Here is a 20,179-nt window from a genome sequence, read left to right as displayed (position 1 = left end):
CGCCAGCATCCAGCCACAGCTGTGGGCTCGCGATTGCGCAACTTGAGCCGCCTAACGCGGGGAGCGCTATTAAGGCTTGTCTGTTAAGATTTCGGCCCCGCACGCGAAAACCTGAATCCGGTTTCGAAATTTCACGGAGTTTTTACCGTTTCGTGTAGATCCTGTGCGCGCGGAATCGATACAGCTTTAACCCGCTACGCTGAACGCAGTGAACGCTAAAAATACTATCGGGGCATGCCGCGCGCATCGCTCTTTGGGGGATTGATGGATCTTTGGACTGCCTTGCAGGCACTGATATTAGGCGTTGTAGAAGGGCTCACGGAGTTTTTGCCCATTTCAAGTACCGGACACCAGATCATCGTCGCCGACTTGCTGAACTTCGGCGGCGAACGGGCCATGGCGTTCAACATCATCATCCAGCTCGGCGCGATCCTCGCGGTGGTCTGGGAATTTCGGCGCAAGATCCTCGACGTGGTGATCGGCCTGCCGACCCAGCCGAGCGCCCGGCGTTTCACCGCCAACCTGCTGATCGCCTTCCTGCCGGCCGTAGTGCTCGGCGTAATTTTTGCCGATCTGATCCACGAATATCTGTTCAACCCGATCACCGTGGCGGCGGCGCTGGTCATCGGCGGAATCATCATGTTGTGGGCCGAACAGCGCCAGCATGAAGTGCATGCCGAAACCGTCGACGAGATTCGCTGGACCGACGCGTTGAAAATCGGCTTCGCGCAATGCCTGGCGATGATTCCAGGCACCTCGCGTTCCGGCTCGACGATCATTGGTGGCTTGCTTTTCGGCCTGTCACGCAAGACGGCCACCGAGTTTTCTTTCTTCCTCGCCATGCCAACCATGGTCGGTGCGGCGGTGTATTCAGGTTACAAATACCGCGACCTGTTCGTGCCGGCGGATTTCCCGGTGTTCGCCATTGGTTTTGTCACGGCGTTCATCTTCGCCATGATCGCTGTACGCGGCCTGCTCAAGTTCATTGGCAGCCACAGCTACGCAGCGTTTGCCTGGTACCGGATTGCGTTCGGCCTGTTCATTCTGGCGACCTGGCAGTTCGGCTGGGTGGATTGGTCGGCAGCGAAGGCATGAATGATCCGCGCACGCGCCGCCCTGAGCGACGACCTACAGGCGGCCGCGTTCAGCATCTGAAATTGAAGCTTGTGGTGTTGCTGATCGTCTGCGCGCTGCCGCTGTTCGGCTCGCTGTCGATGTGGCTCAGCGGCATCTCGCGGGTGCCGCTGTCGGCGTACGGGATTGTCAGTGTGCTGGCGTTCTTTCTGTACTGGGCCGACAAACGCAAAGCCCGCGCCGACGCCTGGCGCACGCCGGAAAACATCCTGCATGCGGTTGAACTGGCGGGTGGCTGGCCGGGTGCTTTGATCGCGCAGCAGGTGTTCCGGCACAAAACGCGCAAGGTGTCGTTTCAGATTCTGTTCTGGGTGATCGTGTTGCTGCACCAAGTGTTCTGGATTGACCAGATTTTCCTCGGTTCAAACCTGCTGTCTTTGATCTAAAAAACACTTACCCCTGTAGGAGCTGCCGAAGGCTGCGATCTTTTGGGACGCAGAGCGCGAACGCAATCTCATCCTCGCTGATGAGTCGCCTGACAAACCGCCTTCGCGAGCAGGCTCGCTCCCACAGGATTTGCGTGCTTACAAAAGCAGACCGATTTGAGTCTTCTTGGGCAACTTGCCCACCACCAGTTGATGCGATCGCTGCAACAAACCCTGTAATTCCTCGGCACCCAGCGGGTAGGGCGGGTGCATGATGATCCACTGCGCCCGCGCCAGATACGGCGCCGGATGAATCCCCGGGCGGTCGCAATGGCCGAGAAACAGATCCTTGTCGACCTTGAACGCCAGCGAATCCCCACGTAATCCCTGCAAGGCAAACATCTTGTTGCCGGCAATCGAGAACACCCGCACGCCGCCCCATTTGTAATCTTCCCGCGCGCCGGGCAGGGCCAGACAAAACTCGGCAACTTCGGCTTCGCTCATTCTTCCCTGTTTCATAGAAATCGATCCCCGCAGGCATTGAACGATTCGACCAGGTGATCGATCCATGCGCGCACCGCCGGCATTACCCCGCGCCGGTGCGGATACACCGCTTGCAGCCAGCCGCCAGGCAATGACCATTGCGGTAGCACCTGCACCAGCGTGCCGTTACGCAATTCGGTTTCGCAGAACATCATCGGCAGCACAGTAAAGCCCTGACCGGCGAGCACGCAGGCCTTGCGCACCACGAAATCATCAATGCCCAGCCGCGCTTCCATACTCAGATCGACGCTCTTGCCTTGTTGATCGAGCAGACGCACATGAACCATGCGATCGGCTTCCAGCGCGCCGAGTACCGGCAGGGTTTTCAGGTCCTGCGGATGATTGATGGTCTTGCCTTGCATGAACGCCGGGCTGGCGATCACCACTGCTTGCGCCTGACGCAAGCGGCGGGTGACCAGCAAAGGATCTTCATCACCATGATCGCGCACACGCAAGGCGACATCGATGCCTTCGGTGACCAGATCGACCCGGCGGTTGAGCAGGACGACCTCCAGCTGCACCTGAGGAAACTTGCCGAGAAAATCGCTGATCACCGTCGGCAGCATTTCATGGGCCAGACCGGTAGGGCACGACACCCGCAAGCGTCCGCGAGGCTCGCTGGACATGCTCGCCACGGCCTCGTCAGCCATCTCTGCTTCCAGCAGCATCGCCTGACAGTGGCGCAAATAGCGTTCACCGACGGCAGTGAGATTCAGTTGGCGGGTGGTGCGTTGCAGCAGACGTGCACCGAGGCGCTCTTCCAACTCGGCAATTCTTCTCGAAAGCCGTGACTTGGGAATACCGAGCAGGCGCCCGGCGGCGGCAAATCCGCCGGCTTCGACCACTTTGGCGAAATAGTAGAGATCGTTGAGGTCCTGCATGCGCGTTTCCAGTCGTTCTATCAATGGGACGAACTATCGCATTGTCGGCGACTAATCAGCTATTGGTTTGTTGCGTAGGATTGTCTCCATTCCGTCGCCGCCGGCGATTCTTTCAGGAGAACCCACATGAAACTGTTGCACATCGATTCGAGCATTCTCGGCGACAACTCGGCTTCCCGTCAGTTGAGCCGTCAAGTCGTCGACGCCTGGCAAGCCGCCGAGCCGAGCGCCGTGGTTACCTACCGCGACCTGGCCGCCGATGCGATCAGCCACTTCTCGTCGACCACGCTGGTTGCCGCCGGCACCACCGCCGAACTGCGCGACGCTGCGCAACAGCACGAAGCCGAGCTGAGCGCTTCGACCCTGGCCGAATTCATCGCCGCCGACGCCGTGGTGATTGCCGCGCCGATGTACAACTTCACCGTTCCAACCCAACTGAAAGCGTGGATCGACCGCGTCGCCGTCGCCGGCCAGACGTTCCGCTACACCGAAGCCGGCCCTGAAGGCCTGTGCGGCGGCAAGAAAGTGGTGATTGTGTCGACCTCTGGTGGCATCCATGCCGGTCAGGCCAGCGGCATCGCTCATGAAGAGTATCTGAAGCTGGTACTGGGCTTCCTTGGCATTACCGATATCGAGATCGTTCGCGCGGAAGGTCTGGCCTATGGCGAAGAAGTGCGCAACAACGCCATGAGCGCTGCACAAGCAAAGATCAGCGAGCAACTGTTCGCCGCCGCGTAAGGCTTGCGTAAAGAACAGCGACTGTTCAGGCAATCCCCAAAAAACTCTGTATTCTGGTTCCGCAAGGGCCGAATACGGAGTTTTTTGTTTCTGTCTGTAACATAATCTGGCCCGGGTTATGCAGTTTCAGCACATCCGACGATGTGGTCCGACAGGGTGGGGCATTCATGAGGCATCTTTGTGCAATGTTGCTGATTTGCCTGCTGGGCAGCCTGAATTCAGTGCAGGCCGCGCCGGGGCGGCACCCTGTCTGGAGCGTCGGTTATCACGAGATGACCTTTCTCGACCCGCTCGATTTGCAACCGATGCGCGCCATCGCTTTTTACCCGTCCAGTGACCGCGAGCACATGAGTTTGCTTGAGGGTTACTCGGTCGAGGCTGGAGAAGACACCAAGGTCGCGATCGGCCGCTTTCCCATGTTGATGCTGTCCCACGGCAATACCGGCACGCCGCTGGCCTTGCATGATCTGGCGACGTCGCTGGCGCGCAAGGGGTTTGTCGTGGTTGCGGTGATTCATCCCGGCGACAACTGGCGCGACCACAGCCGACTTGGCACGTTGAGCAATCTCTACGGCCGGCCAATCCAGATTTCCCAAGCGATCACCGCCACCCTCGCCGACAACATGCTGGCCCCGTTCGTCAATGCTGACCAGGTCGGTGTGATCGGTTATTCGGCCGGTGGCGAGACCGCGCTGATTCTTTCCGGGGCGCAACCGGATCTGGATCGTCTGCGCCGCTATTGCCAGGAACGCCCGGACGATCACGACGCCTGCAACACCCAAGGCGAGCTGATTGTCGATCGCGACGATTTGCAGCCAGTGGCCGATCCACGGGTTCACGCGTTATTGCTGATGGCGCCGCTGAGCCTGAAGTTCGGCCGCCACACCCTTGCCGATGTGCACGTACCGGTGCTGCTCTACAGCGGCGACGGCGACAAACTGGTGGCCTTCGATAAAAACGCTGCGGCCCTGGCGCGCAAACTGCCCACCGCGCCGGACTTCAAATTGCTGGCCGGGGCAGGGCACTTCGTGTTCATGGCGCCGTGCACTGAAGAGCAGATCCGCGCCATGCCGGCATTGTGCACCGATGCCGACGGGGTGGATCGCGAGGATATTCATCGCAACCTGATCTCCGAGGCCGGACGGTTTTTTGCCCAGGCACTGGGTAAATCGAGCAGGGCGGGGATGCAGACGGCGGATCAATAACTTCATCGCCGCCACCAATTCCTGCACTCGTCAGCTCCTACAAGGGGATCGGTGGTTTCAGGAGGTCGCGCGACGCTTGAGCAACAAGGTCAGGCCCAACCCGGTCACCGACAACAACGCCGCGCTGAAGAAAATCCACGAATAGCCCAGATTCAACGCCACCGCGCCCATCAACGGTCCCGCGATCGCCAGCGCCAGATCGAAGAACACTGCATAAGCCCCCAACCCTGAACCACGACTGGAACTCGGCACCTGTTTGATCGCTTCAACGCCCAGCGCCGGGTACACCAGAGACAGCCCAAACCCCGCCAGCCCTGCGCCAATCAACGCATACGCAGTGGAGGGCGCCAGCCACAACAGCACCAGCCCGACAGTTTCAACCGACATGCAAACGATGGCCGAGGCAAACCCGCCAAACCGGGCAATCGCCGAGATGAACAACAGCCGCGACAGAATGAAACACACGCCAAACACGGTCAGGCAGTAAGCCGCGCCGGTCCAGCCTCGATTGAGGTAATAAAGGGTGATGAAAGTCGTCAGTGTGCCGTAGCCGATAGAAGCCAGCGTCAGGCTGGTGCCGTACGGCGCAATCTTGCCGAACACCGCCCAGAACGACAGGCGCTCGCCACGAATCACCGGCACCGAAGGTTTGTTGCGGATCAACCACAGCGCGCCTGCCGCCAACGCCGACAGCGCGATGCCAAGGCTGACAAAGCCATATTCAGCGACCATCACCACGCCCAACGGCGCGCCAATGGCAATCGCGCCGTAAGAAGCGATGCCGTTCCAGCCGATGGATTTTGCCGTGTGCTCGACACCGACCTGGCCCATGCACCAACTGATGGTGCCGACACCGATCAGGCCTTGGGCAATGCCAAGCAGCAGGCGCCCGGCAATCAGAATCAACAGGCTGGTCAGCGGGAAACTTTGCAGCAAGGTCGACAGCAACGTCAGCGCGCCGCTGAGAACAATCCCCCACAAGCCATAAATGATCGCCCGCTTGGTGCCCAGGGTGTCCGACATGCGCCCGGCCATTGGCCGGCTGAGCAGGGTGGCCAGATACTGCGAGCCGATCACCAGACCGGCAATGATCGCGCTGAAACCCAGTTGCTCATGGACGTAACCGGGCAGTACCGCAATCGGCAACCCGATACAGAGAAAGGCAATGAAGGTATAGAAAACGATGGAGACGATCTGCAGGGTGATCGCCAGGGAGCTTTGCGGTGGCAGTGGCTGCGCAGACATGAGCACTCGTTCGCGGGCGGCGGTGGGAGAGTTGCCGCCATCATGGCGCGGGGCTGGGATAAAAGAAAGCAGGCTAACTACTTCGCCTTAATGATCGTTCCCACGCTCTGCGTGGTAACGCCGCCATGGACGCTCTGCGTCCGCTGTTGGGACGCGGAGCGTCCCGGGCTGCATTCCCACGCGGAGCATGGGAACGATCAATGTGGGAGCGAGCCTGCTCGCGAATATCTGCGCACCCACAATTCCCAAACGCCGAATGCAAAAAGCCCCGTCACACGGACAGGGCTTTTAACTTGCAGCTTGAAACTAAAAGCTGCTCTTAAAAAACGACGCCCTGGCTACGCAGGTAGTCGTCATAAGTGCCGCTGAAGTCGGTCACGCCGTTCGGGCTCAGCTCGATGATGCGCGTGGCCAGGGACGATACGAACTCACGGTCGTGACTGACGAAGATCAACGTGCCCGGGTAGTTTTCCAGCGCCAGGTTCAGTGCTTCGATCGATTCCATGTCCAAGTGGTTGGTCGGTTCGTCCATGATCAGCACGTTGGGCTTTTGCAGGATCAGCTTGCCGAACAGCATGCGACCTTGCTCACCACCGGAGATGACCTTGACCGACTTGAGGATCTCGTCGTTGGAGAACAGCATCCGGCCCAAGGTGCCACGAATCATCTGTTCGCCCTGGGTCCACTGACCCATCCAGTCGAACAGGGTGACGTCGTCTTCGAAGTCGTGAGCGTGGTCCTGAGCGTAGTAGCCCAGTTCAGCGGCGTCAGTCCATTTCACGCTACCGGCATCCGGGGTCAGTTCGTTGACCAGGGTGCGCAGCAGGGTGGTCTTGCCGATACCGTTCGGGCCGATGATCGCAACGCGCTCGCCGGCTTCAACCTGGAAGCTGAAGTCCTTGAACAATGGCTTGCCATCGAAACCCTTGGCCATTTTCTCGACCATGACCGCCTGACGGTGCAGCTTCTTGTTCTGCTCGAAACGAATGAACGGGCTGACGCGGCTGGAAGGCTTGACCTCGGCCAGCTGGATCTTGTCGATCGCCTTGGCACGGGAGGTGGCCTGCTTGGCTTTCGAGGCGTTGGCCGAGAAGCGGCTGACGAACGATTGCAGCTCGGAGATCTGCGCTTTCTTCTTGGCGTTGTCCGACAGCAGTTGCTCGCGGGACTGGGTCGCCACGGTCATGTATTCGTCGTAGTTGCCCGGGAACAGACGCAGCTCGCCGTAATCCAGGTCAGCCATGTGCGTGCACACGCTGTTCAGGAAGTGACGGTCGTGGGAGATGATGATCATCAGGCTGTTGCGCTGGGTGAGGATGTTTTCCAGCCAGCGAATGGTGTTGATGTCCAGGTGGTTGGTCGGTTCGTCGAGCAACAGCACTTCCGGATCGGAGAACAGTGCCTGCGCCAGCAACACGCGCAGTTTCCAGCCTGGCGAGACTTCGCTCATCGGGCCGAAATGCTGTTCCAGCGGGATACCCAGACCCAGCAACAATTCGCCGGCGCGGGATTCGGCGGTGTAGCCGTCCATCTCGGCGAATTCGGTTTCCAGCTCGGCAACGGCCATGCCGTCTTCTTCGGACATTTCAGCCAGCGAGTAGATGCGATCGCGCTCGGCCTTGACCTTCCACAGCTCTTCGTGACCCATGATCACGGTGTCGATCACGGTGAATTCTTCGTAGGCGAACTGATCCTGGCGCAGCTTACCCAGACGCACGTTCGGCTCGAGCATGACCTGACCGCCGGACGGATCGAGATCGCCGCCGAGGATTTTCATGAAGGTCGACTTGCCGCAACCGTTGGCACCGATCAGACCGTAGCGATTGCCTGCGCCGAATTTGACCGAAACGTTTTCGAACAGCGGCTTGGCGCCAAACTGCATCGTGATGTTAGCTGTGGAGATCAATTACCTTACCTATCAATGGGTTAGAGCTGGTCTGTGGTGCCTGGTACAAACCTGAGTACCAATCTGGAGCTTTTCCAGCTCCCCCAGTCTGTGCTTGAGTTGAGCCAACGCGCATAAGCCGTCCGCAACTGGGGCCGTTGAAGGCAAGCTGCTGAGCGACGAGTACGGGGTTCTTGTTGGACATTGGCGCGCATTGTCGCATAACTCAGACGGCAGTTATATGGCAGGCAAACGGGCGTACGCATCGGCTCGTCCGAGAAGTCCCCGATATCCGCTGATCAAAATCTCGAAAACCCGAATGAACTCACTCGGCCATTTTCACTTCGGAAAGTGGAGCAGCAGCCATTTTCGTTCAAACGAGTGAGGACCAAGCCATGCGAGCAATGACCTATCACGGCGCCCATGACGTGCGCGTCGAAACCGTACCGGACCCGAAACTTGAAGCCGCCGACGACATCATCCTGCGCGTCACCGCTACCGCCATCTGCGGGTCGGACCTGCACCTGTACCGAGGCAAAATACCCACCGTCGAGCACGGCGATATCTTTGGCCATGAGTTCATGGGCATCGTCGAAGAAACCGGGCCAGCCGTCACGGCGGTGCAGCGCGGCGACCGTGTGGTGATTCCGTTCGTGATCGCCTGTGGCGATTGCTTCTTCTGCCAGCAAGAGCTTTACGCCGCTTGCGAGACCACCAACGAAGGCCCCGGCGCGGCGCTGAACAAGAAAATGATTCCGCCGCCAGCAGCGCTGTTCGGCTACAGCCGTATGTATGGCGGAATTCCCGGTGGCCAGGCGGAACTGGTGCGCGTGCCGAAAGCCAATACCGGCCCGTTCAAGGTACCGGGCACGCTGTCGGACGAGAAAGTGCTGTTTCTCTCTGACATCCTGCCGACTGCCTGGCAAGCGGTGATCAACGCCGGCGTTAAACAGGGTTCGAGTCTGGCGATCTACGGCGCCGGGCCGGTCGGTTTGCTCACCGCAGCCTGCGCCAGGATGCTCGGTGCCGAGCTGATCTTCATGGTCGATCACCACCAGTACCGTCTCGATTATGCCCAGCGCACCTACGGGGTGATTCCGATCAACTTCGATAAGGACGATGACCCGGCCGACACCATTACCAGCCAGACTCCCGGCCATCGCGGCGTCGATGCCGTGGTCGATGCCGTCGGTCTTGAAGCCAAGGGCAGCACCACCGAAACGGTCATGGCTACACTCAAACTTGAAGGCAGCAGCGGCAAGGCCTTGCGCCAGTGCATCGCCGCCGTCCGGCGCGGCGGCGTGGTCAGCGTTCCGGGGGTGTATGCCGGGTTTATCCATGGCTTCATGTTCGGCGATGCTTTCGACAAGGGCCTGACCTTCAAAATGGGCCAGACTCACGTACAGCGTTTTCTGCCGGAGCTGCTTGGCTACATCGAAACCGGCAAGTTGCAGCCCGAAGCGATCATCACCCACAGGCTGTCTCTGGAGCAGGCGGCCGAGGGCTACAAGATCTTCAATAAGAAGCAGGAAGAATGCCGCAAGGTGATTCTGACCCCGGGTGGCAGCGATGTTCCGCTGGCGCAGCTGGATGAAACCACGCCGTTCGTACCGGCCACCTGAAACCGAGGACTTTTCATGGCGCTACCGTCATCTTCGTTCGCAGCTCCCGTGCGAGCATGGTTTGTGAACCTGTCGCGCACGGGCTGGGGAGGGCGCATTTTCTGGCTGACCCTGGTCGGTGTAACCGTGTTGTTGCTGATCAGTGGCTACACCGGTTTGGTCAGTACCGGCCGCGACACGCTACGCCTCGCCACTCTAGGCGGTCTGTCGGGTTTTGCCGCCACGGCAATCGGTGCGTTGCTGGCCCTGGCGTTGCGGGCGATTACTTCGCGAACTCAAGACACCATGCTCGGGTTTGCGGCAGGGATGATGTTGGCTGCCAGTTCCTTTTCACTGATCCTGCCGGGGATTGCGGCGGCGAAGGAAGCGGTGAGCAGCCCCATGCTCGCCGCTGCCGTCGTAGTTGCCGGCATGGCTTTGGGCGTAGCGTTGATGGTCGGCCTCGACCGCTTCGTCCCCCACGAACACGAAAAGAGCGGCCGGCGCGGCCCGGAAGCCAAGCGCTTCAATCGGGTCTGGCTGTTCGTGCTGGCGATCACCCTGCACAACCTTCCGGAAGGCATGGCGATCGGCGTCAGCTTCGCCACTGGTGACATGAAAATCGGCCTGCCGCTGACGACGGCCATTGCCATTCAGGACATTCCAGAAGGACTAGCGGTCGCGTTGGCATTGCGCGTGACCGGCATTTCCGCAGGGCGTGCAGCGTTGATTGCCGCCGCTTCAGGATTGATGGAACCGTTGGGCGCGATCATCGGTTTGGGCATCACCAATAGTTTTGCGTTGGGTTTTCCGGTGGCGATGGGCCTGGCGGCGGGCGCGATGATCTTTGTGGTGTCGCATGAAGTGATTCCGGAAACTCACCGCAACGGCCACGAGACGCCTGCCACGCTCGGGCTGATGCTTGGGTTCGGCGTGATGATGTTTCTCGATACCGCTTTGGGTTAAAAAACCGACGTGCACCACTGAGCGTATCTTCTCGCACAAAAAGGAATTTTTTCAGCGCCAATAACTCTTTCGTTTATAGGCAATGCCAATAACGCAGGGGAATGAGTCATGTCGCTGATCGAAATCCCGACCAGGAAGTCTTCGGGTAAAACATCCACGCCGGCGGATACCGAGCGACGGCTCTATGACCGATTGCTGGCGGAAGAATCCACGGTTGATCGTGCGGCACTGGACTTCCTGCGCCGGCAGCTGAGCAAGGCGGCTGCGCTGTCCGACGATTTGCCGGGCAGCGCCGAAGAGCTGCTGCAATGGTCGGAAACCCGCTGCGCCAGCGTGGCGGCCGAGTACGCCGATTACCTCGAGCAACGTCAGCAGGGCGCGCCGCGCCGCTATTTCCGCAACAAATCCCACGCGTTGTATTTCATTCTGCATGTGGCACCGACCAAAGAGGTCGATGGCGCCTGGCTGGCCGGGCTGTTGCCGCAGTGGCAGGACCCGCGTTTCGACGATTTGCTCGATACCTATCTGGAAGAGTTGGGCGAGGGCGTGCCACGGCAGAATCATGTGGTGATCTATCGCAAGCTGCTCGCCGAGCATGAATGCTCTGATCTGAGCGGTCTTGCCGACGAGTATTTTCTGCAAGGCGCGGTGCAGCTGGCACTGGGACGTTTCGGCGGGCAGTTTCTGCCAGAAGTCATCGGCTTCAACCTCGGCTACGAGCAACTGCCGCTGCACTTGTTGATCAGTGCTTATGAGCTAGCGGAGCTGGGGATCGATCCGCACTATTTCCGCCTGCACGTGACCATCGACAACGCCAGCACCGGCCATGCGCGCAAGGCAGTGCAATCAATGCTCGAGCTGTTGCCACTTGGCGATGAACGCGATGAGTTCTACCGGCGCATGGCTGTCGGTTATCGCCTCAATGATGTCGGCAAAGGCACAACCGCGGTGATCACAGAGTTCGATCTGGACCACGAAGTCATCGCCATGCTTGAGCGTAAAGCTGTCTTTGGCCGGCACATGCATTCCGACTACTGCCGCATCGAAAACCGCACCATCAATCAGTGGCTGGCCACGCCGGGACAGATGGGCGAGTTTCTTTCGGCGCTGGAGCGCAAAAGCTGGATCAAACGCGGTGAGGCGGTGGAAGAAAGTCGTTTCTGGCGTTTGATCGACGGCAGCGATGCGGCGATGTTCGGGGTGTTCAATGGCTATGAGAAACAGCTGTTGCGCGACTGGATCACTCAGGATTGCCCGGCCTCCCGGCCTCGGCCTTACGTACGCCGCGAAGCTGCCGTCGAAGAAACCTTTGACGATGACGCCGATCTGCTCAACCTGGAAGCGGCACTGGCCGACAAGCCTGCCGCCGAACAGATGTCATTGTTGATGCCATGGCTGCAACCCCAGCGGCACTGGCGTCCGGCCGGACTTTTCGCGACGCGTCGCTTCATGCAACTGCGCGCCCGCTTGCGTTGAAACAAGGAGGCTTCATGTCGGCACAAGAAACATCGGACAGAGCGCTGTTCGAGTTGGGCAAGCGCCTGCTCGACAGCGGTTATCACTTCATTACCCCAACGCCGTTGACCCACGAACGTTTTCTGCAGCGCTTTGCCACGCCGTTGGCGAAAGATCTGCGTGATGTGTTTGGCTGGTCGATGCCGTTTCCTTCAGAGCTGTTTCGCGCAGAAGAACTGGCCACGCTTGAGCAGGCCGGCGTAGTCGAACGCGATGGCGCGGTGTGGCGCAGTCAAGTGCGCTGGTCGACGCTCAATGAGCGGTTGTTCGCTCATTCCGCCTTCCCGACAACCGCGAGCGATGCGGTGTTCTTCGGTCCGGATACCTACCGTTTCGCTCAGGCCATCGAAGCGCAGTTGCAGCAGCGCTTTTCGCCGATCAGGCGCGCAGTGGACATCGGCTGCGGCAGCGGCGCCGGGGCGGTGCTCATCGCCAAGGCACGGCCGGATGCCCAAGTGCTGGCGGTGGATATCAATCCGCAGGCGTTGCGCATGAGTGCCGTCAACGCTGAGCTGGCCGGGGCCAACAACGTGTCGGTGTACCACAGCGATCTGCTCGCCAGTGTCGAAGGTCAGTTCGACTTGATCATCGCCAACCCGCCGTATATGAACGACCAGCAACAGCGCGCCTATCGCCACGGCGGCGGGGCGCTGGGCGAAGGCTTGTCGGTGCGTATCGTGCGTGAAGCGTTGCCTCGTCTGGAAGTCGGCGGCACGTTGCTGGTGTACACCGGCGTGGCGATCGTCGCCGGGCAGGACCCGTTCCGCGAGGCCGTGGCGCCTCTGCTCAAGGGCGAGCGTTTTGGCTGGACTTATCGCGAACTCGATCCGGATGTGTTCAGCGAGGAACTGCTCAAGCCTGAATACGAGCGCGCCGAGCGCATCGCCGTGGTCGCACTGACGGTAACCCGCGAGCAGTGACCGATAGTTGGGCCACTGCTCGCGCGGTGGCCTTCAGCGATTTCTGATGCGCGAGATCGTCAGCAGACAAACCCCTACCAGCATCGCGGCCCCGGCTACCAACAGCGGCGAAGGGCGAATCGGCTGCCGCGAGATACGCTCGATGCGCCCGGCGAGGGAAGCGCGCACTGGCGCAGCAGGTTCCGCCAGATAAGGCGCTTCTTCAATCTCCAGCCGTAAGCCGTCCGGCATTACCAGCGTCAGCCCTTCGATCGTGCCGGCAATCCTGCCCGGATAAACCGGCTCACCGGTCGGGTCGAGCTGGTCGTAGAAGAATATTTGCCCTTCAAGCCAGCCGACGGCGGTCTGCAACTCAGGTCCCAGGTAATACTTTCCATCGAGAAAAAGCCAGAGAATTGCGGCGCGCGCTCGACGCTTTCAATTCGATAGCGCTGACCTGGTTTCATACCGGTTTCTGGGGCGATCATGGGGGTTCCTCCGTTATTGGTAAGCGATAGAGGAGCGCGTGCCAAGCGTGGTTCCATCCAAATGAGCAACGGGCGTTTGTATGGATTCAAGTGTGCTGGAGCTTTACACGCAAACGCGCAAGACAGTTTTTCACAGTTGAGGGTTCACTATCGGTTACGAACTGTGGCTAAAATGCCACCCTTTCACCGAGCGCCCGGAAACGGCGCGGGCCATGGACGCGCCCTGTGCATCAAGACCGCTGCATAAGACGCTGGGCCTCAGGTCGCCACGCGCGCAGTTTGTTCACTTTTGACGTGTGACCCTTTTCCGTGAAACTCATCATTGCCGCTGTTTATGTCATCTCCATTGCTTACGTTCACTTGCGTGGACGCGTGCGCCACAAGCTGGGGCGGCAATTGAGTGACCACTCGACGTTTCTCGCGCCCATCAACTGCTTCCTCTATCTGTTTTCGAAAATCCCCAACAAGCCGTACCTGAATCCGGCGGATTTCCCGGATCTGAGCCCGTTGCAGGCGCACTGGCAAGAGATTCGCGAGGAGGGCCAGAATCTGTTGCGTGCCGGCGAGATCAAGCGCTCGAATCAGTATGACGATGTCGGCTTCAACTCTTTCTTCAAGACTGGCTGGAAGCGCTTCTACCTCAAGTGGTACGGCGACAGCCATCCATCGGCGATGAAGCTGTGCCCGCGCACCACTGAATTGGTGCAGAGCATCGGCTCAATCAAGGCGGCGATGTTTGCCGAGCTGCCACCGGGCTCGAAGCTGGTGCGCCACCGCGATCCGTACGCCGGTTCCTATCGTTATCACCTGGGTCTGGATACGCCGAATGATCCCGGCTGCTACATCAACGTCGACGGTGAGAACTATCACTGGCGCGATGGCGAAGCGGTGATGTTCGACGAGACGTTTATTCATTACGCCGAAAACACCACGGATCAGAACCGGATCATTCTGTTCTGTGACATTGAGCGGCCGCTGAAATACCGCTGGGCCGCCGCGTTTAATCGCTGGTTCAGCCGCACCGTGATGTCAGCGGCAGGTGCGCCGAATGATGCGGGGGACAAGACCGGTGGTATCAACCGCTTGTTTACCAAGATCTACAAGATCCGTTTGCGCGGCAAAGAGCTGAAGAAGCGCAACCGTACGCGGTATTACCTGGAGAAGTGGGCGATTTTTGCGGCGTTGTTGGCGATCTTTATTCTGATCTGAGACTTGCGGTGTCAGTACCGGCCTCTTCGCGAGCAGGCTCGCTCCCACATTTTGAAATGCGTTTCCCTGTGGGAGCGAGCCTGCTCGCGAAGGCGGCCTCACTTCAAACATACCTCTAGCTGGCCCAACGCTTACTCCCCGGACGCCTTCCGGGTCTTCTTCGCCGGCGCCGCCTTACTGGTTGATTTGGCCTTGGGCTTGGCCGGTGCCTTGCCGCCGAGGCTGCGTTTGAGCAGCTCGGTCAAGTCGATAACATCGGCAGTCTTGCGTTCTTCCTCGCCAGTGGTGGTCTCGACGTCCTCGATCTTGCCTTCGTGGGCTTTTTTCTCGACCAGCGCCATGATCTTGTTTTCGAACTCGTCCTTGTAGTCCTCAGGCGACCACTCCGAGGTCATGTCTTCAACCAGACGTTTGGCCATGTCCAGCTCACCCTTGGCCAATTGCGGTTTGGTCACTTCACTGCCCAGCGCCAGTTCATCAAGACTGCGCACTTCCTGCGGCCAGCGCAGTTTCACCAGAACCAGCGCCGACTCCAGCGGCATCAACGCGGCCAGGTATTGACGGGTATGCAGGACAACGCGGGCGAGGGCGACCTTGTTGGTTTTGCTCAGGGTTTCGCGCAGCAACGCGTAGACCTTGCCGCCGCGCTTGTCTGGCGCCAGGTAATAGGGCGTGTCGATGTTCTGCAGCGGAATCTGCTCGGCGTCGACGAAAGAGAAAATGTCGATGGTCTGTGTCGAGACGGGGTGCGCCGAGCGGATTTCTTCCTCGCTGAGCACCACGTAGCGGCCCTTTTCGTAGGCCACGCCTTTGACGATGTTCTCTTTGGTGACTTCCTTGCCGGTGACCTTGTTGATGCGTTTGTAGCCCACCGGGTCCATGCTGCGGCTGTCGAGCCAATCGAAGTCCACGCCTTGGGACGACGTCGCTGAAACCAGCGCCACGGGGATGTGTACCAGTCCAAAACTGATTGCGCCTTTCCAGATTGCCCGAGCCATGACTTGTCCTCCGAGTGATGATCAGGTGACCCGTGGCGCGGCGAGAAAGTTTCCAGTGATTGCGCGGCTTCCAGCGGTACGGTCAAGCCGTGTTACATGTTGTTTAAGGCACGAGGGTTAACAAATGCGAACCCACGGCGTAGCGTGGGCTCCAAGGCTCTAGTCCAAGCACATCGAGAGGTATTCCCATGAACCGGTTTCTGATTGGCATCGCCGTCCTCGTCTTAAGTGGTGGCCTGGTTCATGCCGATGTCGTGCTCGCACAAAGCCCCACCGGGAACAGCAACAATCCCTACAACAGCCCGATCCGCCGGGCCAATCCCAACAGCATGCAGGGCACCCAGCCCAGCGCTCCGCCGCTTCGCGGGCCGAACACCGTTCCCGTGCCACGTCAGCCGACCGTTGAAAATCGCGGCATCGGCAATGGTCAACCGATTCGCTCGGTGCCGAGCAATCCGCCAACCTTCATTCCCAACCCGCCCCCACGGGGCACCGGCAGCAACCGTTGAACGGCAGGACTGATGTTCTGTCAGCCTTTCACACGAACAAAAGGAATCGTGCATGTTGCGTAAAACCCTACTAGCCACCTGCTGCGCCGCCGCGCTGATCAGTGCCCCGGCGTTCGCCGCCGCGCCCAAAGAGCTGAAAAGCGAGCAGGGCATTCTTGAAGTCACCACCATTGCCCAAGGCCTGGAACATCCCTGGGCACTGGCGTTTTTGCCTGATCAGAAGGGCATGCTGGTGACCGAACGTCCGGGTCATCTGCGCGTTGTGAGCAAGGACGGCAAACTGTCGGAGCCGATCAGTGGCGTGCCGCAAGTCTGGGCCAAAGGGCAGGGCGGTTTGCTTGATGTGGCGCTGTCGCCAGACTTCAAGCAGGACCGCATGGTCTATCTGTCGTATGCCGAAGGCGGTGGTGAGGGCGGCAAGGCTGGTACGGCGGTAGGGCGCGGACGGCTTTCCGATGACCTGAAGACGTTGAAGGACTTCAACGTGATCTTCCGTCAGGAACCGAAGCTGTCGGTGAGCAACCACTTCGGTTCACGGCTGGTGTTCGATCGCGACGGGTATCTGTTCATCACCCTGGGCGAAAACAACGATCGGCCGACTGCGCAGGACCTCGACAAGTTGCAAGGCAAAGTCGTACGCATCTTCCCGGATGGCAAGGTGCCGGACGATAACCCTTTCGTCGGCCAATCCGGTGTCCGGCCTGAAATCTGGTCCTATGGCCTGCGTAACCCGCAAGGCGCGGCGCTCAATCCGTGGACCGGCACGCTGTGGGAGAACGAGCACGGGCCACGTGGCGGCGACGAAGTGAACATCATCGAACGTGGCAAGAACTACGGCTGGCCGTTGGCGACCCATGGCATCAACTACTCGATGCAACCGATTCCTGAGGCGAAGGGCAAAACTGCTGAAGGCACCGTGGCGCCGCATCATGTCTGGGAAAAATCCCCCGGGGTTACCGGCATGGCCTTCTATGACGCGGATCGCTTCACGCCGTGGCAGCACAACGCGTTTATCGGCGCACTGGTGACCCAGGAGCTGATTCGCCTGCAGTTCGATGGCGACAAGGTGGTCCATGAGGAGCGTTTGCTGGGTGAGTTGAATCAGCGTATCCGTGACGTGCGTCAAGGGCCGGATGGCTATCTGTATGTGCTGACAGATGAAGAGAATGGCTCGCTTTACAGGCTGGGGCTGAAATAAGCCAATCGATCGTTCCCACGCTCTGCGTGGGAATGCAGCCCGGGACGCTCTGCGTCCCAAAAGATCGCAGCCTTCGGCTGCTCCCCAAATGAGCCGCGCCAGTCAGTCCCGCATTTGGCCGAACCGCCGCCCCCTTGCCTTGTTATAGTTCGAGGCTTATTTCCCAGCCCGGTAAAGGATCACTGCCATGACTCAATACTCCGCCTTCAGCGTCGAACTGGCCGACAACATCGCCCATGTGCAGATCAATCGCCCGGAAAAGATCAACGCAATGAATGCGGCGTTCTGGAGCGAGATTGTCGAAATCTTCCAGTGGATCGACGATACCGACGAAGTCCGCGTGGTGGTCCTCAGTGGTAACGGCAAGCATTTTTCATCGGGCATCGACCTGATGATGCTCGCCGGTGTCGCCAATGAACTGGGCAAGGACGTGGGCCGCAATGCGCGCCTGCTGCGGCGCAAGATTCTCAATCTGCAAGCCTCGTTCAACGCCGTCGACAATTGCCGCAAACCGGTGCTTGCTGCCATTCAGGGCTATTGCCTGGGCGGGGCAATCGATCTGATCGCCGCCTGTGACATGCGTTATGCCGCCGAGGACGCGCAATTTTCCATCAAGGAAGTTGACATCGGCATGGCCGCTGATGTCGGCACGTTGCAACGGTTGCCGCGAATCATCGGAGACGGCATGCTGCGTGAACTGGCTTACACCGGTCGCACCTTTGGCGCCGAGGAAGCACGCAGCATGGGCCTGGTCAATCGCGTCTACGGCGATAAGGACACGCTGCTCGAAGGCGTGTTCGGCATCGCCCGTGACATCGCTGCGAAGTCGCCGATCGCCGTGACCGGTACCAAGGAAATGATCAGCTACATGCGCGACCATCGCATCGACGATGGTCTTGAATACGTTGCCACCTGGAACGCCGCCATGTTGCAATCCACCGATCTGCGCGTGGCCATGGCCGCCCACATGAGCAAACAGAAACCCGAATTTCTGGATTGAGTTAACCATGATCTCTCGCTGGACCACTGCAGTACTCGACACCGATCAACCCGGCGGCTGGGCCGTAGCGCGCAGCCCCGAAGGCTTCCTGTTCGATGACAACGGCGCACTGTTCCCGCGCGAGTGGCTCAAGCGCCAGGACCTGTCGGTCCTCGCTGAGCACGGGATTGGTCATCTCGACGGCGAACCGGTCTATCTGCTTGAATTGCACAGCGTCAGCGATGTGCCCGGTTGCGGCTGGAAGGGCCTGCGAGCGTTCATGCTCGAAGGCGATCACACGCTGTACAAAGTGCTCGGTTATGCCGCTCAGATTGGCACTTGGGCACGAGAGCATCGCTTCTGCGGCAACTGCGGCCAGCCGATGACGCAAGTCCCGCGCGAACGAGCGATGTATTGCCAGCCGTGCGATCTGCGCAGTTATCCGCGCATTTCACCAAGCATGATCGTGCTGATCACCCGTGGCGACGAAATCCTCCTGGCGCGCTCGCCGCGTTTCGTCACCGGGGTTTACAGCACACTGGCCGGTTTCGCCGAGCCGGGGGAATCGGCCGAGGATTGCCTGATTCGCGAAGTGCGTGAAGAAGTGCAGATCGAAGTGAAGAACATTCAGTACATCGGCAGCCAGTGCTGGCCGTTCCCGCATTCGATGATGCTCGGCTTCCATGCCGAATATGCCGGTGGCGAAATTGTCTGTCAGGAAGACGAGATCGAGGATGCCCAGTGGTTCAACGTGCATGACTTGCCGCCGTTGCCGGCGTCGCGTTCGATTGCCCGTTACCTGATCGACGTCTACGTCGCGCGTCGCTTAGGCCACGCTGAACCAGTGCTGCCAGGCTAGGCGCACAGTCAGGCCAAGCACTACGGTGATGAACACTGGACGAATGAATTTGGCGCCGCCGCTGATTGCGGTGCGCGCGCCAAAGAAAGCCCCGACCATCACCGACAGGCCCATGCACAGGCCAATGATCCAGTCGACCTGTCCGGAGAAGATGAACACCGACAGCGCTGCGATGTTGCTGACAAAGTTCATGCTCCGCGCCACGCCGCTGGCCTTGACCAGGTCGATCGGGTACAGCAGCAGACTGCTCACGGTCCAGAACGCGCCCGTGCCGGGGCCGGCCACACCATCGTAGAAGCCGAGGCTGAAGCCCTGGGTCGATTGCCATTTCTTTTTGATCGGCGCGTCGCTGTCCAGCGGCGCTTTCGGCGTGCCGCCAAACAGCAAATACAGGCCACAGGCGAAAACGATCACCGGCAGCATCTTGTTCAGCCACTCGGCCGGCAGGTAATGCGCAACCACCGCGCCAGTGAGCGCGCCGACCAGGGTGCCGACAATCGCGTGGGTCCACTGGCGTGGATGAAACAGTTTGCGTTTGTAGAAGGTGAAGCTGGCGGTCGCCGAACCGAAGGTCGAGCTCAGCTTGTTGGTGCCCAGCACCAGATGCGGCGGCAGGCCCGCCGTCAGCAGCGCCGGCGTGGTCAACAGACCGCCACCGCCAGCGATGGCATCGATGAAACCGGCAAGGAAAGCAACAGCAGCCAGAATGGCCAGGGTGGTGAGGTCAACGCTGAGTTCGAAAGGCATGGAGTCGGCTTATTCGGCAAGGAGCAGAACGTGGGCTGCGGGGAGGGCGGTTATGTTACCTGTATCGAACTGTTGCGGCGAGCCAGAGCATGCCGTCGTCAATTACAGTCTGGAATACATTCCTGTGTAGGAGCTGCCGAAGGCTGCGATCTTCTGGGGCGCGGAGCGCCCCGGCTGCTGCGCGTGGGAACGATCAAATCAAGATCAAAAGATCG

Annotated in this window: 19 protein-coding genes and 1 pseudogene; 13 read left to right on the top strand and 7 right to left on the bottom strand. The window is 59.7% G+C overall.

Annotated elements, in window-relative coordinates:
* The first annotated feature begins 264 nt into the window (after positions 1-264).
* Positions 265-1,095 carry an undecaprenyl-diphosphate phosphatase gene (locus ACZZ0K_RS10575; RefSeq protein WP_016774688.1) on the top strand — a complete coding sequence of 277 codons (831 nt, stop codon included), beginning with the start codon at positions 265-267 and terminating at the stop codon, positions 1,093-1,095.
* Complete coding sequence (locus tag ACZZ0K_RS10570; protein ID WP_258706670.1) at positions 1,092-1,520, top strand: DUF1294 domain-containing protein; 429 nt, start codon at positions 1,092-1,094, stop codon at positions 1,518-1,520. Before ACZZ0K_RS10575 ends, ACZZ0K_RS10570 begins: the two co-directional genes overlap by 4 nt.
* Positions 1,521-1,658: 138 nt before the next feature.
* Here the strand turns inward: ACZZ0K_RS10570 and ACZZ0K_RS10565 are convergent, their stop codons facing one another.
* Positions 1,659-2,018 carry an MmcQ/YjbR family DNA-binding protein gene (locus tag ACZZ0K_RS10565; protein WP_110645259.1) on the bottom strand — a complete coding sequence of 120 codons (360 nt, stop codon included), beginning with the start codon at positions 2,016-2,018 and terminating at the stop codon, positions 1,659-1,661.
* A complete protein-coding gene (locus ACZZ0K_RS10560; protein WP_122507325.1) occupies positions 2,015-2,923 on the bottom strand; it encodes a LysR substrate-binding domain-containing protein in 909 nt (302 codons plus the stop codon). Before ACZZ0K_RS10560 ends, ACZZ0K_RS10565 begins: the two co-directional genes overlap by 4 nt.
* A gap of 126 nt (positions 2,924-3,049) precedes the next feature.
* Here ACZZ0K_RS10560 and ACZZ0K_RS10555 point away from each other — a divergent pair, with 126 nt between their 5' ends.
* Complete coding sequence (locus tag ACZZ0K_RS10555) at positions 3,050-3,661, top strand: FMN-dependent NADH-azoreductase (protein ID WP_016774691.1); 612 nt, start codon at positions 3,050-3,052, stop codon at positions 3,659-3,661.
* 167 nt (positions 3,662-3,828) lie between these two features.
* Positions 3,829-4,866, top strand: a complete 1,038-nt coding sequence (locus tag ACZZ0K_RS10550; RefSeq protein ID WP_150635350.1) for an alpha/beta hydrolase family protein — start codon at positions 3,829-3,831, stop codon at positions 4,864-4,866.
* A gap of 57 nt (positions 4,867-4,923) precedes the next feature.
* Here the strand turns inward: ACZZ0K_RS10550 and ACZZ0K_RS10545 are convergent, their stop codons facing one another.
* Both ACZZ0K_RS10545 and ACZZ0K_RS10540 read right to left on the bottom strand, forming a co-directional pair.
* The gene (locus ACZZ0K_RS10545; RefSeq protein ID WP_095179994.1) at positions 4,924-6,111 is read right to left on the bottom strand and encodes an MFS transporter; all 1,188 of its coding nucleotides are present in this window, start codon (positions 6,109-6,111) and stop codon (positions 4,924-4,926) included.
* 319 nt (positions 6,112-6,430) lie between these two features.
* Complete coding sequence (locus ACZZ0K_RS10540; RefSeq protein WP_016774693.1) at positions 6,431-8,017, bottom strand: ABC-F family ATPase; 1,587 nt, start codon at positions 8,015-8,017, stop codon at positions 6,431-6,433.
* A gap of 374 nt (positions 8,018-8,391) precedes the next feature.
* Here ACZZ0K_RS10540 and ACZZ0K_RS10535 point away from each other — a divergent pair, with 374 nt between their 5' ends.
* The 4 genes from ACZZ0K_RS10535 (at position 8,392) to ACZZ0K_RS10520 (ending at position 12,998) form a co-directional block, all read left to right on the top strand.
* Entirely contained in the window at positions 8,392-9,618 is a 1,227-nt protein-coding gene (locus ACZZ0K_RS10535; protein WP_122611305.1) for a zinc-dependent alcohol dehydrogenase, read from the top strand.
* Between the two features lie 15 nt (positions 9,619-9,633).
* On the top strand, positions 9,634-10,563 hold the full coding sequence (locus ACZZ0K_RS10530) for a ZIP family metal transporter (protein WP_151552580.1): 930 nt from the start codon (positions 9,634-9,636) through the stop codon (positions 10,561-10,563).
* Positions 10,564-10,671: 108 nt separating this feature from the next.
* The gene (locus tag ACZZ0K_RS10525; RefSeq protein ID WP_258706672.1) at positions 10,672-12,039 is read left to right on the top strand and encodes an iron-containing redox enzyme family protein; all 1,368 of its coding nucleotides are present in this window, start codon (positions 10,672-10,674) and stop codon (positions 12,037-12,039) included.
* 14 nt (positions 12,040-12,053) lie between these two features.
* The gene (locus ACZZ0K_RS10520) at positions 12,054-12,998 is read left to right on the top strand and encodes a class I SAM-dependent methyltransferase (protein ID WP_258706673.1); all 945 of its coding nucleotides are present in this window, start codon (positions 12,054-12,056) and stop codon (positions 12,996-12,998) included.
* 209 nt (positions 12,999-13,207) lie between these two features.
* On the opposite strand, the pseudogene ACZZ0K_RS10515 reads toward ACZZ0K_RS10520, so the two are convergent.
* Positions 13,208-13,465: pseudogene (locus ACZZ0K_RS10515) on the bottom strand (short chain dehydrogenase); the annotation flags it as partial.
* A gap of 309 nt (positions 13,466-13,774) precedes the next feature.
* Between ACZZ0K_RS10515 and lpxO the strand changes: the two are divergent.
* Positions 13,775-14,674 (top strand): lipid A hydroxylase LpxO, encoded by a 900-nt coding sequence (gene lpxO / locus ACZZ0K_RS10510; protein WP_041480397.1) that lies wholly within the window; start codon positions 13,775-13,777, stop codon positions 14,672-14,674.
* Between the two features lie 131 nt (positions 14,675-14,805).
* Here the strand turns inward: lpxO and ku are convergent, their stop codons facing one another.
* Positions 14,806-15,672: a non-homologous end joining protein Ku gene (gene ku / locus ACZZ0K_RS10505; protein ID WP_252887934.1), complete on the bottom strand. Its 867-nt coding sequence runs from the start codon at positions 15,670-15,672 to the stop codon at positions 14,806-14,808.
* A gap of 188 nt (positions 15,673-15,860) precedes the next feature.
* On the opposite strand from ku, the gene ACZZ0K_RS10500 reads away from it, so the two are divergent.
* The 4 genes from ACZZ0K_RS10500 (at position 15,861) to nudC (ending at position 19,217) form a co-directional block, all read left to right on the top strand.
* Positions 15,861-16,181, top strand: coding sequence for a hypothetical protein (locus tag ACZZ0K_RS10500; protein ID WP_150635343.1), 321 nt, complete (start codon positions 15,861-15,863; stop codon positions 16,179-16,181).
* 52 nt (positions 16,182-16,233) lie between these two features.
* The gene (locus tag ACZZ0K_RS10495; RefSeq protein ID WP_016774703.1) at positions 16,234-17,379 is read left to right on the top strand and encodes a PQQ-dependent sugar dehydrogenase; all 1,146 of its coding nucleotides are present in this window, start codon (positions 16,234-16,236) and stop codon (positions 17,377-17,379) included.
* Positions 17,380-17,566: 187 nt separating this feature from the next.
* Positions 17,567-18,379 carry a crotonase/enoyl-CoA hydratase family protein gene (locus tag ACZZ0K_RS10490; RefSeq protein WP_258706674.1) on the top strand — a complete coding sequence of 271 codons (813 nt, stop codon included), beginning with the start codon at positions 17,567-17,569 and terminating at the stop codon, positions 18,377-18,379.
* A gap of 7 nt (positions 18,380-18,386) precedes the next feature.
* Entirely contained in the window at positions 18,387-19,217 is an 831-nt protein-coding gene (gene nudC, locus ACZZ0K_RS10485) for an NAD(+) diphosphatase (protein ID WP_095180000.1), read from the top strand.
* Here nudC and ACZZ0K_RS10480 read toward each other — a convergent pair.
* Positions 19,185-19,964 carry a TSUP family transporter gene (locus ACZZ0K_RS10480; protein ID WP_016774706.1) on the bottom strand — a complete coding sequence of 260 codons (780 nt, stop codon included), beginning with the start codon at positions 19,962-19,964 and terminating at the stop codon, positions 19,185-19,187. The two genes, nudC and ACZZ0K_RS10480, sit on opposite strands and share 33 nt — an antisense overlap.
* Positions 19,965-20,179 lie beyond the last annotated feature (215 nt).

Source organism: Pseudomonas sp. AC255, assembly GCF_979258175.1.
Note: the sequence above shows the minus strand (reverse complement) of the source record. Positions and strands in the feature narration are given on the sequence as shown.

Coding starts and splice junctions, on each gene's coding strand:
- ACZZ0K_RS10575 (WP_016774688.1), top strand. CDS start 265: ATGGATCTTTGGACTGCCTTGCAGGCACTGATATTAGGCGTTGTAGAA.
- ACZZ0K_RS10570 (WP_258706670.1), top strand. CDS start 1,092: ATGAATGATCCGCGCACGCGCCGCCCTGAGCGACGACCTACAGGCGGC.
- ACZZ0K_RS10565 (WP_110645259.1), bottom strand. CDS start 2,018: ATGAAACAGGGAAGAATGAGCGAAGCCGAAGTTGCCGAGTTTTGTCTG.
- ACZZ0K_RS10560 (WP_122507325.1), bottom strand. CDS start 2,923: ATGCAGGACCTCAACGATCTCTACTATTTCGCCAAAGTGGTCGAAGCC.
- ACZZ0K_RS10555 (WP_016774691.1), top strand. CDS start 3,050: ATGAAACTGTTGCACATCGATTCGAGCATTCTCGGCGACAACTCGGCT.
- ACZZ0K_RS10550 (WP_150635350.1), top strand. CDS start 3,829: ATGAGGCATCTTTGTGCAATGTTGCTGATTTGCCTGCTGGGCAGCCTG.
- ACZZ0K_RS10545 (WP_095179994.1), bottom strand. CDS start 6,111: ATGTCTGCGCAGCCACTGCCACCGCAAAGCTCCCTGGCGATCACCCTG.
- ACZZ0K_RS10535 (WP_122611305.1), top strand. CDS start 8,392: ATGCGAGCAATGACCTATCACGGCGCCCATGACGTGCGCGTCGAAACC.
- ACZZ0K_RS10530 (WP_151552580.1), top strand. CDS start 9,634: ATGGCGCTACCGTCATCTTCGTTCGCAGCTCCCGTGCGAGCATGGTTT.
- ACZZ0K_RS10525 (WP_258706672.1), top strand. CDS start 10,672: ATGTCGCTGATCGAAATCCCGACCAGGAAGTCTTCGGGTAAAACATCC.
- ACZZ0K_RS10520 (WP_258706673.1), top strand. CDS start 12,054: ATGTCGGCACAAGAAACATCGGACAGAGCGCTGTTCGAGTTGGGCAAG.
- ku (WP_252887934.1), bottom strand. CDS start 15,672: ATGGCTCGGGCAATCTGGAAAGGCGCAATCAGTTTTGGACTGGTACAC.
- ACZZ0K_RS10500 (WP_150635343.1), top strand. CDS start 15,861: ATGAACCGGTTTCTGATTGGCATCGCCGTCCTCGTCTTAAGTGGTGGC.
- ACZZ0K_RS10495 (WP_016774703.1), top strand. CDS start 16,234: ATGTTGCGTAAAACCCTACTAGCCACCTGCTGCGCCGCCGCGCTGATC.
- ACZZ0K_RS10490 (WP_258706674.1), top strand. CDS start 17,567: ATGACTCAATACTCCGCCTTCAGCGTCGAACTGGCCGACAACATCGCC.
- nudC (WP_095180000.1), top strand. CDS start 18,387: ATGATCTCTCGCTGGACCACTGCAGTACTCGACACCGATCAACCCGGC.
- ACZZ0K_RS10480 (WP_016774706.1), bottom strand. CDS start 19,964: ATGCCTTTCGAACTCAGCGTTGACCTCACCACCCTGGCCATTCTGGCT.